Source organism: Pseudomonas putida (assembly GCF_001976065.1).
Lineage (GTDB): Bacteria > Pseudomonadota > Gammaproteobacteria > Pseudomonadales > Pseudomonadaceae > Aquipseudomonas > Aquipseudomonas serbica.
Map to the genome: position 1 here is coordinate 545,096 of NZ_MNAH01000001.1, position 17,626 is coordinate 562,721.

The following is a 17,626-nucleotide window of genomic DNA, read 5'->3' on the forward strand; positions in this document are numbered from 1 at the left end:
TAGGCGGTTTTACGATAAGCGCTCGCGGAGAAAATCGATGAATGCCATCGTCCGCGCTGAACGTCGTCGCTCACGACTGAGCACAGCGCTGACAGGCAGTGCGGTGGTCTGATAATCGTCGAGCACGATACGAACGCTGCCCTGTTCGACGTCAGCTGCAAACAACCATTCTGGAGAAAGGGAAATACCCAAGCCGCAGAGAACCATTTCACGGATGGCCTCGCTGCTATTGCTGGTGACGTTGCCTTTGATGGCTACATCGAGCTCTTGCCCGATGTGCGTGAAATGCCAACTGTCGTAATGCTCCAGCAATGTGAAACCGATGCAGTTGTGGCCTGTCAGCTCATTGGGCTCGCGTGGCAGTCCGTGTCGATCCAGATAGGTGGGCGCGGCATAGACCCGCCGCGTGCTGGTACCCAGTGGCACGGCCACCAATCCCTCGTTCTTCACCGCGCCAATCCGGATGGCCAGGTCGATATTTTCCTTGAGCAGATCTTCGTTGTGATCGCTCAGCCGCAGGTCGATCCGGACATCTGGATGGCGCTGCAGGAAAGTCCCTATGAGCGGTGCTATGCACAACCTCCCATAGCTGACCGGTGCAGCGACTCGCAGAGGGCCGGCGATCTGCTCCTGACCGCTGGTAAAGCTGCGTGTGGCGGTTTCGAGGTGGCCGAGAATCTCCTGGCAGTGGCTGTAGAAGCGTTGCCCTTCGTCGGTCAGGGCCAGGTGCCGGGTGCTGCGGGCGAACAATGGCCCGCCCAGATACTGCTCCAGAGCGCGCACCTGCTTGCTCACTGCCGGCTGCCCCATGTTCAGCTCGCGAGCAACTGCAGAAAACGACCCGCGTTCCACGACCCGTACAAAGATGTGCATGCTGTCGAACAAGTCCATCGGCGATTAGACCTCTTTGTGGAATAAGTTATATGCCAATTTAGTCTCTTATCGGAATGATGAACGCGCGGCAATCTGTAAGCGTCCACTTGATCAGAGGTTGCCCATCATGAATCACTCCATGCTTGCTGCTATCGCCGAGTCCGCTCAGGCCCCTCTGGCTGTCCGCCAAATCGATCGCCCTGTACCCGGTAAGGGGCAGGTGCTGGTCAGGGTTCACGCGGCAGGGGTCAACCCTCTCGATACCAAGATCGCCGCCGGCGCAGGGGCTCACGCCCGTCAGGCACTACCCGCAGTGCTCGGCCTGGATCTCGCCGGCACGGTTATCGAGTTGGGCGAGGCGGTTGAAGGTTTCACCCTGGGCCAGGAAGTCTTCGGTATGCCCGGCGGGATCGGCGGTGCCCAGGGTACTATGGCCGAATACATTGCCGTGGATGCCCGGCTGATCGCGTCAAAGCCGTCCACTCTCGACATGCGTGAGGCGGCTGCATTGCCTTTGGTATTCATTACCGCATGGGAAGGTTTGGTAGATCGTGCCAATGTCCGTGCCGGTCAGCGTGTGCTGATTCATGGCGGCGCAGGTGGGGTCGGCCAGGTGGCTGTGCAACTGGCCAAGGCTCGCGGTGCCGACGTCTACGCCACCGGTTCGGCGGCGAGTCTCGACTTCATTCGCTCGCTGGGGGCTACGGCCATCGACTATCAGGCGCAGAGCGTAGAGGACTATGTCGAGCACTATACGGCTGGTGAAGGTTTCGACATCGTCTACGACACCGTAGGCGGTAGCACGCTGGATGCGTCATTCAAGGCCGTGAAGCCTTATACCGGGCACGTGCTGAGCTGCCTGGGTTGGGGGCAGCACAGCCTGGCGCCGTTGTCGTTCAAAAGTGCAACCTACTCGGGTGTATTCACCCTGGCGCCTTTGCTCACCGGCAAAGGACGCGAACACCATGGCGCTATTCTGCGCGAGGCCGCCGCGTTGGCCAATGCCGGTCAACTGACGATCCGCGTGGATCAACAGCACTTTGAGCTGTCAGAAGTCAACGAGGCATTTCGCCAGGTCGCGCAAGGCCGCGGCAAGGGCAAGACGGTAATCCAATTGGTGAGTGAATAATCCTCGCCCTTGACCAGGCCGGCGTCGATGCAGCGACGCAGCAGATCGATATCAGGCCTGTGGGTGAAATCCGCAGCTGAAACTAATGTCGATCTCGACGCTGGCGTTCGGACTGTTTCTGGACTCACCCTTCTGCGAAAATCTCGATCAGCTCCGCCAGGAATGCACCCACCAACTCCCGTTGCCGCGCCGAATGGCGAACGGCCGCATGAAAGCCGACTTCATAGCGCAACAGCTCAGGATTGAGCGGATGCAATTGCCCCAGTTGTTCATGTTTGGCCGCGTAGTGCTGGGGCAAAAAGCCCACATGCTGGCCCGACAGGATCAGCAGAGCCGCGCCGTCCATGCTGTCAGTGAGCACCGTCAAGCGTTCGATGCTGGTGGGTGGGGGCATTTCCGGCAAAGGATGACTGGGCCAGACCCAGTCGTAATCGCGCACGTCATCGCGGGTCAGTGCACCCACGTGGGCGAACAGCGGGTGCGCAGGGGCGCAGTAGGCGATTTGGGTTTCCTTGAACAAGGGGTAGTAATCGATGTTGGGCAAGCGGTGCCAAAAGTAACCGATGGCCAGGTCGATGTGGCCGTTGATGATTTTCTCTTCCAGCAAGGAGGACGACAATTCAGTGAAGTGGAAGTACAACCCCTCATGTCGTGATCGCAAACGGGCAATGGCGAGGGCGATGTTTTTGTTGGCGGACGGATCGATTTGACCAAGCAAGCCGATGTTGATATTGCCCGATACCTTGCGATTGATGTGCTGAACCTCAACCCGAAAGCCCTCGGCCGCCGCCACTAACCGACGCGCCGCGTCGATAAATTGCCCACCCTTGGGTGTCACCGAAAATCCGCCGCGCCCACGCTCGCACAGGCGAAATCCCACCCGCGCTTCCAGCGTCGCCAATTGCGCGCTGATGGTGGGTTGCGTGGTATTGAGCGCTGTCTGCGCGGCCGAGATACCGCCCGCCTCAACTACAGTCAGAAAGACCCGGATTAGACGCAAATCCAGTTCCGATACAGTGCCCAGCATGTATGCCTCCGAGTTTCGCTACATAGGCGCGAATCTATGTAAACAGTGCGCCTGCGATATTTTACCGCCCAGACCAACCTCCTACATTGCAATGAAACCGGCGCATTGCCCAGAAAAACAACAATTGCCAGCATAGGAACATTCATATGTCAGGGTCCCCACAGTCTGCGCACGCCCTTGAAGCGAGCGGCGGGTTGGCCATCGAAGGCCACTCGATCGATTACATTCCGGAAAACGAACGTCACGCCAAACTCAGCAGCCAGGGACCTTTCTGGTTTCTGGGCAACTTCCACTTCTTCACCATCTCGATCGGTTTCGTCGGCCCAAGCCTCGGCCTGTCGGCGCTGTGGACTATGTTGGCCGGCGCACTGGGCATCATGTTCGGCACCATCTTCATGGCCTTCCACGGTTCGCAAGGTCCGGAAATGGGCCTGCCGCAAATGATCCAGTCCCGTGCACAATTCGGTTATCGCGGCGTGATACTGGCCCTGATGGCGACGATGTTTGTGTTCGTCGGCTTCAATGTGGTGAACATCTCGCTGATCATGAACGGCCTCGAACATGTGTTCGGCATCGACCCGACCATTGTCGCGGTGGCGGTCGTGCTGATCGGCGCATTGCTGTCGATCTACGGCCACGACCTGATGCACAAAGCCTTCAAATGGGCGTTGCTGGCCACGTTGCCGCTGTACGCGCTGGTCACCATCGCCCTGATGTTCGGCGCTGGCCAAGAGGGCGTCACCCCAGCGGCGGACCTCGGTTTCAACTGGGTAGCGTTCGCCACGCTGTTTGCCATCGGCGCCAGCTACAACATTTCCTATGCGCCCTATGTCTCCGACTACTCCCGCTACCTGCCGAAAAACACCAGCAGACCAAAACTGATCGCTGCCGTGTTCATCGGAGCCTCGCTGTCCGGCAGCTGGATGATCGGCCTCGGCGCTTGGCTGGCGCAGCAGCTTAAAGCGGTGGACGCGCTGGTGGCGTTGAGCCAGGTCGGGTCTTCGATGATTCCTGGGTTGGGCAATGTGCTGGTGATCGTCTCGGTGGCGGGGTTCCTGCCGATCATCGCGCTCAACACCTACAGCGCCATGTTGACGCTGCTGACTGGCGTCGACTCAATCAAAAAAATCACCCCGACACCCCGCGCCCGGATCCTGTCCATCACTGCGATTAGCGTGGTGCTGCTGACCTGCGTGCTGTCGATCAAAGGCGACGGCATCGCGTTGCTGAACACCTTCCTTGTACTGCTCCTGTACTTCCTCGTGCCCTGGACCGCCGTCAATCTGGTCGACTACTTCTTCGTGCGCAAAGGCCGCTACGCGATCCCGCACTTTTTCACGCCGAAGGGCATTTACGGCGCCTGGCAATTTCGCGGCATCGTCTCGTACCTGATCGGCTTCGCCGCGATGGTGCCGTTCTTCTACATCTTCGATGCCGCGGCCAACAAAGAAGTATTTGTTGGCCCGCTGGCACGCATGCTCGAAGGCGTGGACATCGCTTGGCTGGTGGGCTTGATGGTGTCGGGCCTGACGTACTTTATCCTCAGTCGATCGCTGGACCTCGCGGCGGAACGTCGGGTCATCGATTCAATTACCGAGGGCGACATCATCTCCATGACCAAACTCACTGTGGAGGAGGTGCGTTGAACACTGCAAAAAATACTGTAGTTGCTTGCTGCCAGGTGGCGCCGAAAATCGGCGACCTCGCGTTCAACCGCACACTCACCGAACGCATTATTCGTTCGGCGGCGCGTCAAGGAGCGCAAATCGTGGTGCTGCCTGAACTGGTGCAAAGCGGCTACGTGTTCAACGACCGTGACGAAGCCTTTTCCTTGGCAGAAACAACCGAAGGACCGACCTTGCGTCTATGGACGGCGCTCGCCCGTGAACTGAACCTGGTCGTGGTCGGCGGTTTTTGCGAGCGGCTGGAAGGTGATGAACTGGCCAACAGCGCGGCGATGATCGACGCAAAGGGTTTGCGTGCCGTGTACCGCAAAGCGCACCTTTGGGATGCTGAGTCTGAAATTTTCAGTGTGGGTAACGCCGCTCCACCGGTAGTCGAAACGGTTCATGGACGAATCGGGATGTTGATTTGCTACGACCTGGAGTTCCCCGAGTGGGTGCGACTTCCGGCATTGGCGGGTGCTGAATTGCTTTGCGCGCCGGTTAATTGGCCGGATGGACCGCGGCCACCTACTGAACGTCCGGCGGAAGTGGTGCGGGTTCAGGCGAATGCTTCGGTTAATCGGATGTTTATTGCTGCGTGTGATCGGCATGGGCATGAACGCGGTGTTGGTTGGGTGCAGGGTTCGGTGATTGTCGATGCGGATGGTTATCCCTTGGCAGGGCCGGCGGAGCAGGGGAGTGAGCAGATTTTATTGGCAGCACTGAATCTTGGTGAGGCGCGCAATAAGCGAATCAGTGCACGCAATGATTTGCATCGGGATCGGCGGGAGGGGTTGTATGGAGGTGTCAGGGAATGACGTGGCAGCCCGATCCTGTTCGGTTACCAGGTGCCTGAACTGTTGACGACGTGAGCATTGCACCACGTGAGAACGTGAGAACGGGGACCGTGAGAACGGGGACGGATCTATTTTCCACAAGGTGGCGATAGAATAAATCCGTCCACTTGTTCGCGCATCCAACCCATTGCCGGCAGTCAGGAATGTCTGCAAAAGCGGTAACTCGCCTGAGTGGGGAGGCCACACCTCAGATTATTAAAACGATGTGAAGAGGTAAGTTGCTATTAAGCGTGTCTCGTCGATATCTCTGGCGTCGTCACTACGATAGGTTGCGTTTCTCAACCGTACAGAAAAGCCTTTAAGCTTTCCCTGGAAGGCATAGCTCACATCCACATCGCGCTCCCATTCCTTTTCAGTGCCGACTTTCTTCAATCCATCTCCATGGGTGTACGCGGTAAAAAAGTTCAGCCCAGGAACACCCATGGCTGCAAAGTCGTACCCGTACCGAAGCTGCCAGCTACGTTCGCCTGCACTTGCGAAATCGTGGTATTGCACGTAGTTCGGTAGGTAGGGGTTATTGATGTAAGGAAAGCCGGTTGCGCCCTCCATAACCTGATAGGCCGCTAAGACGCTATGCCCATTGCCTAAGGTGTAGCCCAGCGAAGCAGCGTATGCACGGTTATCAACTTCTCCGGCTTTGGCTGCGCCAACATCACTGCTTGCGAAAGCACGCAGATCAGTAGTCAACGTGCCTGTTCCGATTCGCGTGCTGTGTATCAATCCAGCGAACTGCTGACGGTAAACATCATCAAGTTCGCCATAAAAGTACGTCGCACTCAGCTCGGGTGTCAGCTTGTATGTGCCGCCGCCATATCGGTAGTAGTCGCCGATGCCAGTTGCACGATATCGTCCGTCCTTTACCGCAAGGTTGATGTCCTGAAGATCGGTTGAGTCAGGTGTGATCGTCTTATCGAACTGGGCCAAGTTTATGGTAAGGCGGTCGACGTCAGTAGAGGTAATCTGCCAACCTTGAAACGTCTGGGGGAGCAGCCGGCTATTGTTGTATTGCAGCACCGGTACCTTTGGCAATGACATCCCGTAGCGCAACGAAGTCTCGGATATCTTGAGTTTTGCGCCATAACCTGCTTTTGAGTATTCGTCAGCGGCCTCACCGGAAGCTCGTTTGGGGAGGAGGCCGCTACCAGAGCGATCTGGACTCGAATCCAGCTTGTAGCCTGCAAAGATCAACGCGTCAGCGCCGAAGCCAATGATTCCTGGTGTGTATCCTGATTCATAGTTGAGCAAAAATCCCTGAGCCCATTCTTCTTTTTTCGATACGCCAGCTCCCTGGCGATAATCACCGTTGTAATAGAAGTTTCGGGCTTCTAAACGAATTTTACTATCAGCGATGAAGCTGTCGGCCATAGAGGTGTCGATGTAGAACGATACGGATGCAAGCACAGCTACATATAAGGCGCGGTTCATTTTTATTATTTTCCTGACGCAGGGAGTCGCTGCTCGGTAGTAGACCGAACAGAGACTTTCTAGGGATGTTGTGATCGATAAGGCAGAAGGGTTACTGCTTAGTACCAAGTTCCTTGGCGAGTTTGTCGCGATCTAGCTCCTTCTCCCAAGCTGATACAACCAGTGCCGCGACACCGTTGCCAACCAGGTTAGTCATGGCAAGGCCGGTACCCATGAAACGGTGGATTCCCAGAATCAGCACCATGCCTGCTACAGGGACAAGTGGGACCACCATCAAGGTGCTGGTTAACATGACAAAGGCAGCACCTGAGACACCGCTGGCACCCTTGGAGGTGAGCATGGCCACGATAACCAATGTCAGTTGCTGCGAAAGTGACAGGTCGATGTTCAGCGCTTGTGCGATAAAAAGAACCGCCATCGTCAGGTAGATGTTAGTGCCGTCGAGGTTGAATGAGTAACCCGTAGGAATGACCAAGCCAACAACGGGTTTTGAGCAGCCCAGACGCTCCATCTTTTCCATAATTTGTGGCAGTACCACTTCAGAGGAGCTGGTTCCGAGAACGACCAACAGTTCCTCTTTGATGTAGGAGATGAAGCGAAGAATACTAAACCCACAGACTCTCGCCACACCGCCCAAAACGACGATCACAAACAATGCGCAAAGCACGTAGAAGCTGCCTACCAGTTTCATCAGTGGCAGCAGTGAGCCAACTCCGTAAGTACCTACGGTGAAAGCGATGGCGCCGAATGCGCCGACAGCGGAGAGCTTGGCAATGATGTGTACGATGCGAAAGAACACGCCGGAGAGACCTTCGATCATGTCGTAGACCGGCCGGCCCTTTTCACCCATAGCTGACAACGAGCATCCGAAAAGCACTGAGACCAGCAATATGCAAAGGACGTTGCCCTCGGCAAATGCCTGCACAAATGTCGAGGGGATGATTCCCATCAGGAATTCGACCATATGCATGTGTTGTGCTTTTTCAGCGAATCCGGTGACCGCCGATGCATCCAGGGTATTGACGTCCACATTGAAGCCACCACCTGGATTGAAAAGGTGACCACCGATAAGGCCAATCAGCAGCGAAACGGTCGAAATCACTTCGAAGTAGAGCAGTGCTTTGCCACCTACTCGACCAACCTTTTTCAAATCGCGCATTCCTGCGATGCCAGTGACGACTGTGCAGAAAACTACTGGGCCGATGATCATCTTGATTAGCTTGATGAAAGCATCACCCAGCGGCTTAAGGTCAGCGGCAAAGGTGGGCCAAAAGTGGCCGACGGCGACGCCTGCGATAATCCCTAGAAGTACTTGAAAGTACATTGCGCGATAGAAGGGCGGCTTGGTCTTCACCTTGATCGGAACGGTTACTTCGACCTGAGCGGTTGCTGGGCTAGGATTCATGGCGGTCACTCACTGAAAGTCTTATTTTTGGAGGTGCAGCGAAGGCTGTTGCGGTTATCGTCCGTAAAGCTTCATGGGGTTCTCGACCAATAGCTTTTGACGCAACTGAGGGTCGGTACAGAACTTGAACATCAGATCTACTAACTCCCCGTCGTTGGGCATATCTTTGCTAATGTTCGGATGCGGCCAGTCAGTGCCCCACAGCACGCGGTCTGGAGCGATTTCAATCAGTCTCTCTGCAAAGGGAACCGCGTCTTCGAATGGGCGACGGCCCACTGATACCCTTTCCGCGCCACATACCTTCACCCACGCCAATGGATTCTCCATCAGTTGCTGCAAGGCAATGAAGGACTGCTGCTCAATGCCATCCTGAGCTTTGACCCGCCCCATGTGATCGATGATGAAAGGTACGGGGATACGCGCGAGTCTTTCCGAGTAGGTCAGGATGTCTTGCGCATCAAGGTGTAGGACTACATGCCATCCCAGATCAGCCAGGCGATCAACAGTGCTGTCAAAGACATCCAGGTCTGGCGCGCCACCCAGATGTGCAACGAAGTTGAATCGCACCCCACGAACACCTCCAGCGTCCATCTCGGCAAGCTGCTTATCGGTTTCACTGCCGTCCACGATGGCTATCCCTCGATACCGCCCTTCGCTACGAGCGATAGCGTCCAACATCGCGCGATTGTCGCTGCCATGACAGCTGGCTTGGACAATCACACCACGAGTGAACCCCAGGTGGTCGTGCAACGCCCGCAAAGTTTCAAAAGGTGCGTCGGGCGGTGTATAGCTGCGATCTTCGGCATAGGGAAATTCAGCCCCGGGGCCAAATACATGGCAGTGGGCATCCCAAGCACCCACAGGAAGTGACTGCATAGGTTTTGTAGGATGGGAATCAGGTGCGAGGCAGGTTTTCATCTCGTGTCCTTTGGTCATTGTTAGCGGAAGCGATAGCCCCGATGGTGGCGGTCTCTACGCTCGACAACAACCAGATGCGGGCTCTAGCAGTTATGCTGATTTAGCATGCGCTTGCTTAGGCTATGCAGATTTCACGAACCAGAGCCATTGTCTCTACTGCCAAGCGAGACAAGGGGCGTTGCTCAAACGTGCCGATGAATAGATGTGTCTGGATAGATGGATCAACGATCTGCGCAGCTTTGAGCCCCTCCAGTTTCCCGTCGCTATTAGCGAGAGCCGAGCGAAAAAGCACACCGTAGCCCATGTTGAGGTTGATGAGTTCCAGCAGTGACGGAATGCTATCGATTTCCAGACATACGTTGAGGTGCACTTCGTGACGTGAGGCTTCACTTTCGATGAGACGACGTATGGAGTGAGGTTCGCTGGGAGTGATCAAAGGGTATTGACCCAAGTCTTTCATCGCTACCTGGGCGGGAAGGTTCGAGTGCTGGCCACCGATGAGCATCAGTGGCTCTGAATGGATGTGCTCATACTGCAATTGAGCGCTGTGGCCAGGATTGAAGAGTAGGGCGAAATCCAGGCGACCGAGTAGCAGCCACTCGCGCATCGAGTGAGTCAGACCCTCTTTGATCCCTAATATGCAGTCGGGAAAGCGTTCGCGAAAGGCCGATACCAGTGCCACGGTGTGTCGTCGGGAAATGCTGGGAGGAAGCCCGACGACCACTTTGCCCGACAAGGTATCGCGTTGTTCGCGGAGATCCTCACGAGCCACTTGCACTTGACGCAAGATTCCTTTGCCATGATCGAACAAGCGTTGTCCGGAAGCGGTAAGCAATACCCCTCGACCATTTCGCAGCAGTAGATGCTCCTGCAGTTCGACCTCAAGTTGCCTAACTTGACGGCTGACAACCGACTGGGAAATGTTCAGTACAGCCGCCGCCTTGGTGAAACTTCCGAACTCGGCCACCCTTACGAAACATTCGAGCTGTTTTAGATCCATGAGCGCGACTCTGGTAAAAGGCTATGTTACCGCTTTTCCTATATAGCGCTTTCACGGGCTACTGGACTGCCATACAACGTGTCGATTAGGTTTGGCCAGTCGAATGGCTCAAGACTTGGGTAACCGATATCAGCGTCACGCATGGCGTCGACGAGCCCTTTTTGAGCATCGACGATGGCAAGACTCATGTTCGGAACAACGTCTACGTCGCGAGAAGTTTTCGCCACCTCCTTCATTTCCTCAGATCGACGCCGACCATGTTCGGCCACACGACTTATCAAGTAGTGAGGCAGAGTGTCGTCCCAACCCATTTGCGGGAAACTTTCGTGCAACGACGCCAGCACCTCATCCTCGGCATGGTACTGGCGAGCAGTACTCAGGCATTCGGTTGTGAGCGCTTCCAGGCCTTTAATCATGATGCTTCGACACATCTTGATTGCTGATGCTACGCCGATCACGTTGGCCACTACCCGCACGTTCATTCCTAGCTCGCCCAATCGTTCGGCAACCTGGTCAGCACGTTCGCCGCCCAAAAGAATGGGGGTTTTCAAGCGCTGGGGGGGGACTGGTGCCATGACAGCCGCATCGATGTAATCGATGCCGTATTGCTGCATGGCCGTAGCCGCTGCACGCTTCGTAGAGGGGGCGACCGAGTTGATGTCGATGAACAGTTGTCCACGCCTCATCAGTGGCGCCGCGTTCAGTGCGACTTCGAGTGCGTTATCCGCCGTGACTGCTGATATTACCCACTCGCCAAGGGCTATCGCCTGAGCCGCACTTTCACATAGTTGAACGCCACACCGTTGAGAGCGAACACGCAGTGCAGTTCGTTGAGCAGGATCTTCAAGGAGTCGATCATAGGCGTAGATTTTTACATCCAGCGCGGCGAGGTCTTGGCCGAAAATAGCGCCTGCTTCGCCGAAACCGATTAGAGACAAGGTTGTGGTCATTATGATTTCACCGAGTTTTGCCAGATATCGCCAGGGATGAGAACGTTACCGTCGAACAGAAGTCGGGCCGTGCGCACCAATCCGCACCCGGCTACCTGACCGGCAATCAAACGAAGCTCGACCGTAAACTCTCCCGTTGGATGCTCAACAGACAATTGCACTCGATCAGCTGTTTCCACTTGGGCTAGGTTGCTTGCGACTGTCCCCCCAACCTGGCAAGCAGAGGCGACACTGACAGCGCCGAACACCCCGATCGATGTGTGACAGCGATGAGGAATGAAGGTACGGCTGCAAATTGCGCCACCATTGCGAGGGGCAGCTATCAATGACATTTTCGGTACTGTGCGCTCGCGGACATCCCCCAGATTCATCAAAGGGCCCGCTTGCAGTCGGATTGATTCCAATAACGCTTTGAGCTCGATGTTGGCGTCCAATTGCTCGGGGAGCTCGTAACCCGTGCAACCCACATCAGCGGCCCTGATCAGTACAACAGGCATCCCGTTGTCGATACACGTGACTTCGATACCGTCGATGCGATCAATGGCGTGACCAGTCGGTAGCAGTGTTCCGCAACTGGAGCCGGCAATGTTTTCAAACTCGACAATCAGTGGGGCACTGGTGCCTGGAACACCGTCGATTCGAGTCTCACCAGCGTACTCAATGATGCCGCCTGGCGTGGGTACATTAGCTACAGCGATCTGGCCGGTATTGACCATGAAAATCCGCACGCTTGTCTGCGATTTGTCGGTGTTTATCAGCCCACGCTCAATCGAAAATGGGCCGACGCCAGCGAGGATGTTTCCACAGTTCTGGCCGTAATCAACTTGAGCTTGATCGACTGAGACCTGGGCAAACAGGTAATCGACATCCGCATCCGGACGATCTGAGCGACTGATGATTGCGACTTTGCTGGTCAGAGAGTTTGCCCCACCGATGCCGTCGATCTGGCGTGCATCGGGAGATCCCATGACGGCCAAAAGTACTCGGTCACGCAGCTTGCCTTCGGGCGGCAGGTCGTCGGCCATGAAGTAAGCACCCTTGGAGGTACCTCCACGCATCAAGAGACACGGAATACGAGTCTGGTGCATGAAGGTTATCCTTGCAGGTCAGTGAGACTGTCGTGGTATCTCAGGCCTCGGTCAGCGAGCTTCTGACGCATCTCGTAGATATCCAGCCCCAATTCACCCGCTGCCAGGCGTACGCGTTTCTCTTCTTCGAGCCGAGCGCGTTTTCGGCTGGTTTCAAACACTTCGGGTAACTCGTCTCGGCGGACAACGACTACGCCATCATCGTCTGCCACGATAACGTCTCCGGGCTCGACCAATTGGCCAGCGCAGATGATTGGCACATTGACTGAGCCCAGGGTTTCCTTGACGGTACCCTGGGCATGAACTGCCCGCGACCATACCTTGAAGCCCATGTCGCGTAGTGTTCGGGTATCGCGTACACCGGCGTCAATGATCAGGGCGCGTACTCCCCTGGCCATTAACGAGGTGGCGAGCAAGTCGCCGAAGTAGCCATCGGAGCAGGGCGACGATGTCGCGACCACAAGAATATCGTCGGGTTGGCATTGTTCGACTGCTACGTGAAACATCCAGTTGTCACCAGGCGCGACCAACACGGTTACCGCTGTTCCGCTAATGCTCTGGTTTTGCTGGATCGGGCGAATGGCGCAATCTAGCAGGCCTTTACGCCCCTGGGCTTCATGCACGGTGGCAACCCCAAAGCGATCCAGTTCGTCGATCAACGCCGAGTCAGCACGGGGAATATTGCGTACGACAATGCCGGTTTTTCCGATCAATGTGCTCATGCCAAGTTCTCCGTTACCCGTGGGAAGATGCTTTGGTAGCCCTCTGCGTAAACGATGTTGCGGGTGGAGGCGATGCCCACGTTGCGTTTGGCCTGCACTCCACGTTGCAGCGCAACACGGGTGTAGTACTCCCAGAGATGTTCCTGGCCTGCCATGCACTGGATGGCGGCATATTTTTTGTCCCAGACCTCAGTGATATCCAGCAGTACATCCGGGCGCCATTCACATTGCTCAGGCTGATGGGGTTCGAAACTGTAGACAGGCGGGGCCCCCACAATTTTCTCGCCAGGTTTGTAGCCTTCAGCCTGGGCGATGATGCGGGCTTCCTGCGTCAGGTTCATCGCTAGCGGGTGATCATAGTTGTAGGGGTCTTTGATCGAGTGACTGAGGACAAACTCCGGTTGAACGCGACGAAATACATCGGCTAAGCGAAACAGCGTTTCTTTGTCGGCCCGCATCGGGTAGTCGCCGATATCGAAAAACTCCACGCTCGCGCCAAGGATCTCCGCTGCGGCTTCAGCCTCGCTGCGACGCGCTGTTTTGACCTTGTCTTCAGACATATCGCCTTTGCGCCAGAGCTTGGCCGACTCACCTCTCTCTCCATAGGAAAGGCACACGATGTGAACAGCGTGACCTTGTTGAGCATGCAGGGCTATGGCGCCACCAGCGCGCCAAACGAAGTCGGCAGAGTGGGCGCTGACAACCAGTGCGGTTTTTGTTTTTTCGATCATTGGAGGGCTCCTTTTGCGGTTGTTTGATAGAGCCCACGTTCGCATTTGAGGAGGGAGTTGAATAATGCGTTCGGCGGTAGTGGGTATACGTTTTACTTATCGCGATGGGTTCTGCATGTTGTGCATCTGCTTCCTCGAAAATTCGGTAGATGCACATGCACAGTCTTGAACTACCGAATCTCATGCAGATTCGGGCGTTCCTTCGTGTCGTCGAATACACAGTGTTTCCAAGGCATCCGCTGTCCTTTTTCGTGGTCAGCCTGTTGTGACGCAATCCATCCATTCTTTAGAGAAACGGCTCGGTATTTCGCTGTTTGAGCGACACGTCGATGGTATGCGTCTGACTGAGTATGGTGAGTGCATCGTGCCTCGGACTAGCAGGGCAATGGATGCGTTTTTCGCCCACATCGGCATCACTGTACCTAGCCCAGTGATTGAAACGGGCGATTTGGCGATTTTGCGCGGCGTGTTGTTACGTTCAGACATGCTCGCCGCCAAACAGCTTGCGAGGTTCATAGCTTGCATGGCTTTGACTAGCCTTCAGACATGGCAGCCATTCGTCTGCAAGACGACTCGACCCTTCTTGACAGCCGAGTCGTCTGGGGAAATACTCGACGCAAAATTCATATAGATGACTATATAACAAGGTGAATAAAGTCCATGAGTTCTCTCCCCAGTGATACTCGCCTGCCGCTCTACCAACGCCTGCGTGACCAATTGGCTGAGCAGATCGCCAACAATCGCTGGCGTCCTGGTGAGGCGATTCCTACCGAGGCTGTGCTTTCAGCGGAGTACCAGCTGTCTACCGGCACGGTGCGAAAAGCAATTGATGCGTTGGTCAGTGAGGGCATTCTGGAGCGTCAGCAGGGGCGAGGGACTTTCATTCGCCGACCGCAGTTTCAATCCTCTTTGTTCCGCTTCTTTCGTTTCCAAACTGCTTCCGGTGAGCGCCAGGTACCGGAGAGCCGCATCCTCTCGATCGAGCCAGTTGCCGCACCCTCGGCCGTAGCGCAAGCGCTAGGATTGCCGGTCGATGCGCCGGTAATTCGTATTGTCCGTGTGCGTCTGCTCGATGTTAAGCCAGTGCTCGCTGAAGAAATCTGGTTGCCCCGCAACCGCTTTCAGCCGCTTCTGGAGATCGACCTGAGTCGCAAAGGGCCGCTGCTTTATCCGATTTACGAAGAGGTGTGCGGACAGGTTGTCGCATCGGCCGAAGAAACGCTGACCGCTGAATCAGTGAATGACCTGCATGCTCGATTGCTGCAAGTACCCGTAAACAGTCCGGTGGTGGTGATTGAGCGTCTGGCCCGGGATTACGCCGGTACGCCACTGGAGTGGCGCCGTTCTCGCGGGCACGCAGAGCACTTCCGCTACAGCGTGGATATTCGCTAGCGCCTGCCCGTGTAGCGAATTGTTCAGCGACGCCCAGGTCGTCGCTGGTTTCCTGATTGTTTGCCAAAACTGGCCCTGTAGCGGTGCGGTTCGCTCTCGGCTGCCTTACGTTCTACTTATAAGGATAAGAATCATGTTTAGCTGGTATCGCCAAGTCACTCCTCGGGAGCGCAAAACGTTTTGGGCCTGCTTCGGCGGATGGTCGCTCGACGCATTGGAAGTACAAATGTTCGGCCTGGCGATTCCAGCGCTGATCGCCGCTTTCGCACTGACCAAGGGCGATGCGGGGCTGATCAGCGGAGTTACGCTGGTGACATCAGCCATCGGCGGTTGGGTAGGGGGGACATTGTCCGACCGTTACGGCCGTGTGCGCACGCTGCAGTGGATGATTTTGTGGTTCTCTTTCTTCACTTTTCTTTCCGCGTTCGTCACCGGATTCCATCAGTTGCTGGTCGTCAAGGCACTGCAAGGCTTCGGTATTGGTGGAGAATGGGCCGCCGGCGCAGTACTGATGGCCGAGACCATCAACCCTAAATTTCGTGGCAAGGTGATGGGCACAGTGCAGAGCGCCTGGGCTGTGGGTTGGGGGCTGGCGGTCGGTGTATTTGCGTTGATTTACTCGTTCGTGCCGCAGGATATGGCCTGGCGTGTGATGTTTATCGTTGGCTTGCTGCCGTCGTTCCTGATTATCTGGGTACGGCGCAATGTTGAGGAGCCTGACAGTTTCCAACGTCTGCAAAAAGAAAAAGCCATCCCGCAAAGTTTCTTCAAGTCCCTGGCAGGTATTTTCCGTCCCGAACTGATCCGCGTGACACTATTCGGTGGCCTGTTGGGCTTGGGCGCGCACGGTGGTTACCACGCGGTGATGACCTGGCTGCCGACGTTCCTCAAGACTGAGCGTAACCTTTCGGTGTTGAACTCTGGTGGTTACCTGGCGGTGATCATCTTCGCCTTCTGGTGCGGGTGTGTGGTCAGTGGATTTTTGATCGACCGCATTGGCCGTCGTAAAAACATCGTGCTGTTTGCGTTGTGCTGTGTCGTCACTGTGCAGTGCTATGTGTTCCTGCCACTGACCAATACCCAGATGCTGTTCCTGGGATTCCCGCTCGGATTCTTCGCGGCAGGCATTCCAGCCAGCCTCGGGGCATTGTTCAACGAACTGTACCCCGCTGACGTGCGCGGCGCCGGTGTGGGTTTCTGCTACAACTTTGGCCGGGTGCTCTCCGCGGTCTTCCCATTCCTGGTCGGTCACATGAGCGACTCCATGTCCTTGGGGTCTGCGATCGGTATCGACGCAGGAATTGCCTATGGTGTAGCGGTGATCGCGGCGCTTTGTCTACCGGAAACCCGTGGTCGTGCCCTCGAAGCCTCGAATACTTTGGTGCAATCCACGGTCAACGGTAACGAGAGTGCGCGGGCCTGATGACCCTTACCTTCGAATGATGAAAGCCATGCCTGATACCTGTAATACGCCGATCACCGGCATCGATTCCCATGCTCACGTGTTCAATCGTGAGCTGAACCTGGCCGCCGTGCGGCGTTATACCCCTGGCTACGACGCCACGCTCAAGAACTACCTGGCGCATTTGCGAGCCCATGGTCTGAGTCATGGTGTGTTGGTGCAGCCAAGTTTTCTGGGTACCGACAACAGCTACCTGCTAGACGCGTTGCGCCAGGCGCCGGAGGCGTTAAGAGGGGTCGTGGTGCTGGATCGTGACATCAGTCGCGATGCATTGAACGACATGGCTCGGATTGGTGTGGTGGGCGTTCGCTTGAACCTTATGGGGAAAGTCTTGCCTGACTTTCGCGACGCTGCTTGGAAGGACTTCTTTGGCCACATCGCTGAACTGGATTGGCATGTGGAGTTACACCGCCACGTGGAGGATTTACCGAAATTGATCCGTCAGCTGATGCCATTTGGCATCAAACTCGTGATCGATCACTTCGGTCGTCCGGATGCCCGTTTGAGTGTTGATCAACCAGGCTTTCGCGAGATGCTAGAACTGGGGGTAAGCGGGCAGGTATGGATGAAAGTTTCCGGCATCTATCGATTGGAAGGAACGGATCAACAGAACCTGAAATTTGCTCGGATTGCCTTACCACTACTGTTGCAGGGTTTCGGTGTGCGCCGTTTGGTTTGGGGCAGCGATTGGCCACACACCCAGCATGAAGACAGCATTGGTTTCGGTACGGTGGTGGAGCAGTTTCAAGCGCTGGAGTGTTCGACTCAGATTATGCGGTCGTTGCTAGTGGAAGCTCCCGGAGAGTTATTCGGTTTTCATTCCGGCTGTGAACTGTTGACTCCCGGCGGTTAAGGAGAGGGCTATTAAAGCCCGAACACCGGCGAATTCGTCGAAAGGGCCCTTTGAGGGGCCCATTTCATTAAGCGAAATGAAGCGAGTCCACATGAAACCATGCCTAAAGCCCGCAAAAGCGGGCCTTGGG

General features: G+C 55.9%; 17 protein-coding genes. 7 read left to right on the forward strand and 10 right to left on the reverse strand.

The window, feature by feature from the left end:
• Nucleotides 1-9 precede the first annotated feature (9 nt).
• Nucleotides 10-891 (reverse strand): LysR family transcriptional regulator, encoded by an 882-nt coding sequence (locus BKX96_RS02500; protein WP_046815132.1) that lies wholly within the window; start codon nt 889-891, stop codon nt 10-12.
• A gap of 109 nt (nt 892-1,000) precedes the next feature.
• On the opposite strand from BKX96_RS02500, the gene BKX96_RS02505 reads away from it, so the two are divergent.
• Nucleotides 1,001-2,002: a zinc-dependent alcohol dehydrogenase family protein gene (locus tag BKX96_RS02505; RefSeq protein WP_077182586.1), complete on the forward strand. Its 1,002-nt coding sequence runs from the start codon at nt 1,001-1,003 to the stop codon at nt 2,000-2,002.
• 124 nt (nt 2,003-2,126) lie between these two features.
• On the opposite strand, the gene BKX96_RS02510 is transcribed toward BKX96_RS02505, so the two are convergent.
• The gene (locus BKX96_RS02510; RefSeq protein ID WP_077182587.1) at nt 2,127-3,029 is read right to left on the reverse strand and encodes a LysR family transcriptional regulator; all 903 of its coding nucleotides are present in this window, start codon (nt 3,027-3,029) and stop codon (nt 2,127-2,129) included.
• Nucleotides 3,030-3,175: 146 nt separating this feature from the next.
• Between BKX96_RS02510 and BKX96_RS02515 the strand changes: the two genes are divergently transcribed.
• Nucleotides 3,176-4,675, forward strand: coding sequence for a purine-cytosine permease family protein (locus tag BKX96_RS02515; protein WP_046815135.1), 1,500 nt, complete (start codon nt 3,176-3,178; stop codon nt 4,673-4,675).
• On the forward strand, nt 4,672-5,511 hold the full coding sequence (locus BKX96_RS02520) for a nitrilase family protein (protein ID WP_077182588.1): 840 nt from the start codon (nt 4,672-4,674) through the stop codon (nt 5,509-5,511). The genes BKX96_RS02515 and BKX96_RS02520 overlap by 4 nt, the downstream gene beginning before the upstream one ends.
• 234 nt (nt 5,512-5,745) lie before the next feature.
• Here BKX96_RS02520 and BKX96_RS02525 read toward each other — a convergent pair whose 3' ends face one another.
• The 8 genes from BKX96_RS02525 to galB form a co-directional block, all read right to left on the reverse strand.
• The gene (locus tag BKX96_RS02525) at nt 5,746-6,975 is read right to left on the reverse strand and encodes an OprD family porin (RefSeq protein ID WP_046815137.1); all 1,230 of its coding nucleotides are present in this window, start codon (nt 6,973-6,975) and stop codon (nt 5,746-5,748) included.
• Between the two features lie 91 nt (nt 6,976-7,066).
• On the reverse strand, nt 7,067-8,380 hold the full coding sequence (locus BKX96_RS02530) for a dicarboxylate/amino acid:cation symporter (protein WP_046815138.1): 1,314 nt from the start codon (nt 8,378-8,380) through the stop codon (nt 7,067-7,069).
• A gap of 54 nt (nt 8,381-8,434) precedes the next feature.
• Nucleotides 8,435-9,298, reverse strand: coding sequence for an amidohydrolase family protein (locus BKX96_RS02535; RefSeq protein WP_077182589.1), 864 nt, complete (start codon nt 9,296-9,298; stop codon nt 8,435-8,437).
• Nucleotides 9,299-9,413: 115 nt separating this feature from the next.
• The gene (locus BKX96_RS02540) at nt 9,414-10,298 is read right to left on the reverse strand and encodes a LysR substrate-binding domain-containing protein (RefSeq protein WP_046815140.1); all 885 of its coding nucleotides are present in this window, start codon (nt 10,296-10,298) and stop codon (nt 9,414-9,416) included.
• A gap of 38 nt (nt 10,299-10,336) precedes the next feature.
• On the reverse strand, nt 10,337-11,248 hold the full coding sequence (locus BKX96_RS02545; protein ID WP_046815141.1) for an NAD(P)-dependent oxidoreductase: 912 nt from the start codon (nt 11,246-11,248) through the stop codon (nt 10,337-10,339).
• Nucleotides 11,248-12,336 carry a 4-oxalomesaconate tautomerase gene (locus BKX96_RS02550; protein WP_046815142.1) on the reverse strand — a complete coding sequence of 363 codons (1,089 nt, stop codon included), beginning with the start codon at nt 12,334-12,336 and terminating at the stop codon, nt 11,248-11,250. Before BKX96_RS02550 ends, BKX96_RS02545 begins: the two co-directional genes overlap by 1 nt.
• 5 nt (nt 12,337-12,341) lie before the next feature.
• The gene (locus BKX96_RS02555) at nt 12,342-13,058 is read right to left on the reverse strand and encodes a 4-carboxy-4-hydroxy-2-oxoadipate aldolase/oxaloacetate decarboxylase (RefSeq protein ID WP_046815143.1); all 717 of its coding nucleotides are present in this window, start codon (nt 13,056-13,058) and stop codon (nt 12,342-12,344) included.
• Nucleotides 13,055-13,789 carry a 4-oxalmesaconate hydratase gene (gene galB, locus BKX96_RS02560; RefSeq protein ID WP_046815144.1) on the reverse strand — a complete coding sequence of 245 codons (735 nt, stop codon included), beginning with the start codon at nt 13,787-13,789 and terminating at the stop codon, nt 13,055-13,057. Before galB ends, BKX96_RS02555 begins: the two co-directional genes overlap by 4 nt.
• Before the next feature lie 265 nt (nt 13,790-14,054).
• Here galB and BKX96_RS33465 point away from each other — a divergent pair, with 265 nt between their 5' ends.
• From BKX96_RS33465 to BKX96_RS02580, 4 genes are all read left to right on the forward strand, one after another.
• Entirely contained in the window at nt 14,055-14,420 is a 366-nt protein-coding gene (locus BKX96_RS33465; RefSeq protein ID WP_077182590.1) for a helix-turn-helix domain-containing protein, read from the forward strand.
• A 29-nt stretch (nt 14,421-14,449) separates the two neighbouring features.
• Nucleotides 14,450-15,181 (forward strand): GntR family transcriptional regulator, encoded by a 732-nt coding sequence (locus BKX96_RS02570; protein WP_046815146.1) that lies wholly within the window; start codon nt 14,450-14,452, stop codon nt 15,179-15,181.
• Nucleotides 15,182-15,314: 133 nt separating this feature from the next.
• Nucleotides 15,315-16,604, forward strand: coding sequence for an MFS transporter (locus BKX96_RS02575; RefSeq protein ID WP_046815147.1), 1,290 nt, complete (start codon nt 15,315-15,317; stop codon nt 16,602-16,604).
• Between the two features lie 28 nt (nt 16,605-16,632).
• Nucleotides 16,633-17,496, forward strand: a complete 864-nt coding sequence (locus BKX96_RS02580; protein WP_077183115.1) for an amidohydrolase family protein — start codon at nt 16,633-16,635, stop codon at nt 17,494-17,496.
• Nucleotides 17,497-17,626 lie beyond the last annotated feature (130 nt).

Excerpts from the sequence above, each read along its gene's own strand:
- BKX96_RS02500 (WP_046815132.1), bottom strand. The coding sequence starts at position 891 with ATGGACTTGTTCGACAGCATGCACATCTTTGTACGGGTCGTGGAACGC.
- BKX96_RS02505 (WP_077182586.1), top strand. The coding sequence starts at position 1,001 with ATGAATCACTCCATGCTTGCTGCTATCGCCGAGTCCGCTCAGGCCCCT.
- BKX96_RS02510 (WP_077182587.1), bottom strand. The coding sequence starts at position 3,029 with ATGCTGGGCACTGTATCGGAACTGGATTTGCGTCTAATCCGGGTCTTT.
- BKX96_RS02515 (WP_046815135.1), top strand. The coding sequence starts at position 3,176 with ATGTCAGGGTCCCCACAGTCTGCGCACGCCCTTGAAGCGAGCGGCGGG.
- BKX96_RS02525 (WP_046815137.1), bottom strand. The coding sequence starts at position 6,975 with ATGAACCGCGCCTTATATGTAGCTGTGCTTGCATCCGTATCGTTCTAC.
- BKX96_RS02530 (WP_046815138.1), bottom strand. The coding sequence starts at position 8,380 with ATGAATCCTAGCCCAGCAACCGCTCAGGTCGAAGTAACCGTTCCGATC.
- BKX96_RS02535 (WP_077182589.1), bottom strand. The coding sequence starts at position 9,298 with ATGAAAACCTGCCTCGCACCTGATTCCCATCCTACAAAACCTATGCAG.
- BKX96_RS02540 (WP_046815140.1), bottom strand. The coding sequence starts at position 10,298 with ATGGATCTAAAACAGCTCGAATGTTTCGTAAGGGTGGCCGAGTTCGGA.
- BKX96_RS02545 (WP_046815141.1), bottom strand. The coding sequence starts at position 11,248 with ATGACCACAACCTTGTCTCTAATCGGTTTCGGCGAAGCAGGCGCTATT.
- BKX96_RS02550 (WP_046815142.1), bottom strand. The coding sequence starts at position 12,336 with ATGCACCAGACTCGTATTCCGTGTCTCTTGATGCGTGGAGGTACCTCC.
- BKX96_RS02555 (WP_046815143.1), bottom strand. The coding sequence starts at position 13,058 with ATGAGCACATTGATCGGAAAAACCGGCATTGTCGTACGCAATATTCCC.
- galB (WP_046815144.1), bottom strand. The coding sequence starts at position 13,789 with ATGATCGAAAAAACAAAAACCGCACTGGTTGTCAGCGCCCACTCTGCC.
- BKX96_RS02570 (WP_046815146.1), top strand. The coding sequence starts at position 14,450 with ATGAGTTCTCTCCCCAGTGATACTCGCCTGCCGCTCTACCAACGCCTG.
- BKX96_RS02575 (WP_046815147.1), top strand. The coding sequence starts at position 15,315 with ATGTTTAGCTGGTATCGCCAAGTCACTCCTCGGGAGCGCAAAACGTTT.
- BKX96_RS02580 (WP_077183115.1), top strand. The coding sequence starts at position 16,633 with ATGCCTGATACCTGTAATACGCCGATCACCGGCATCGATTCCCATGCT.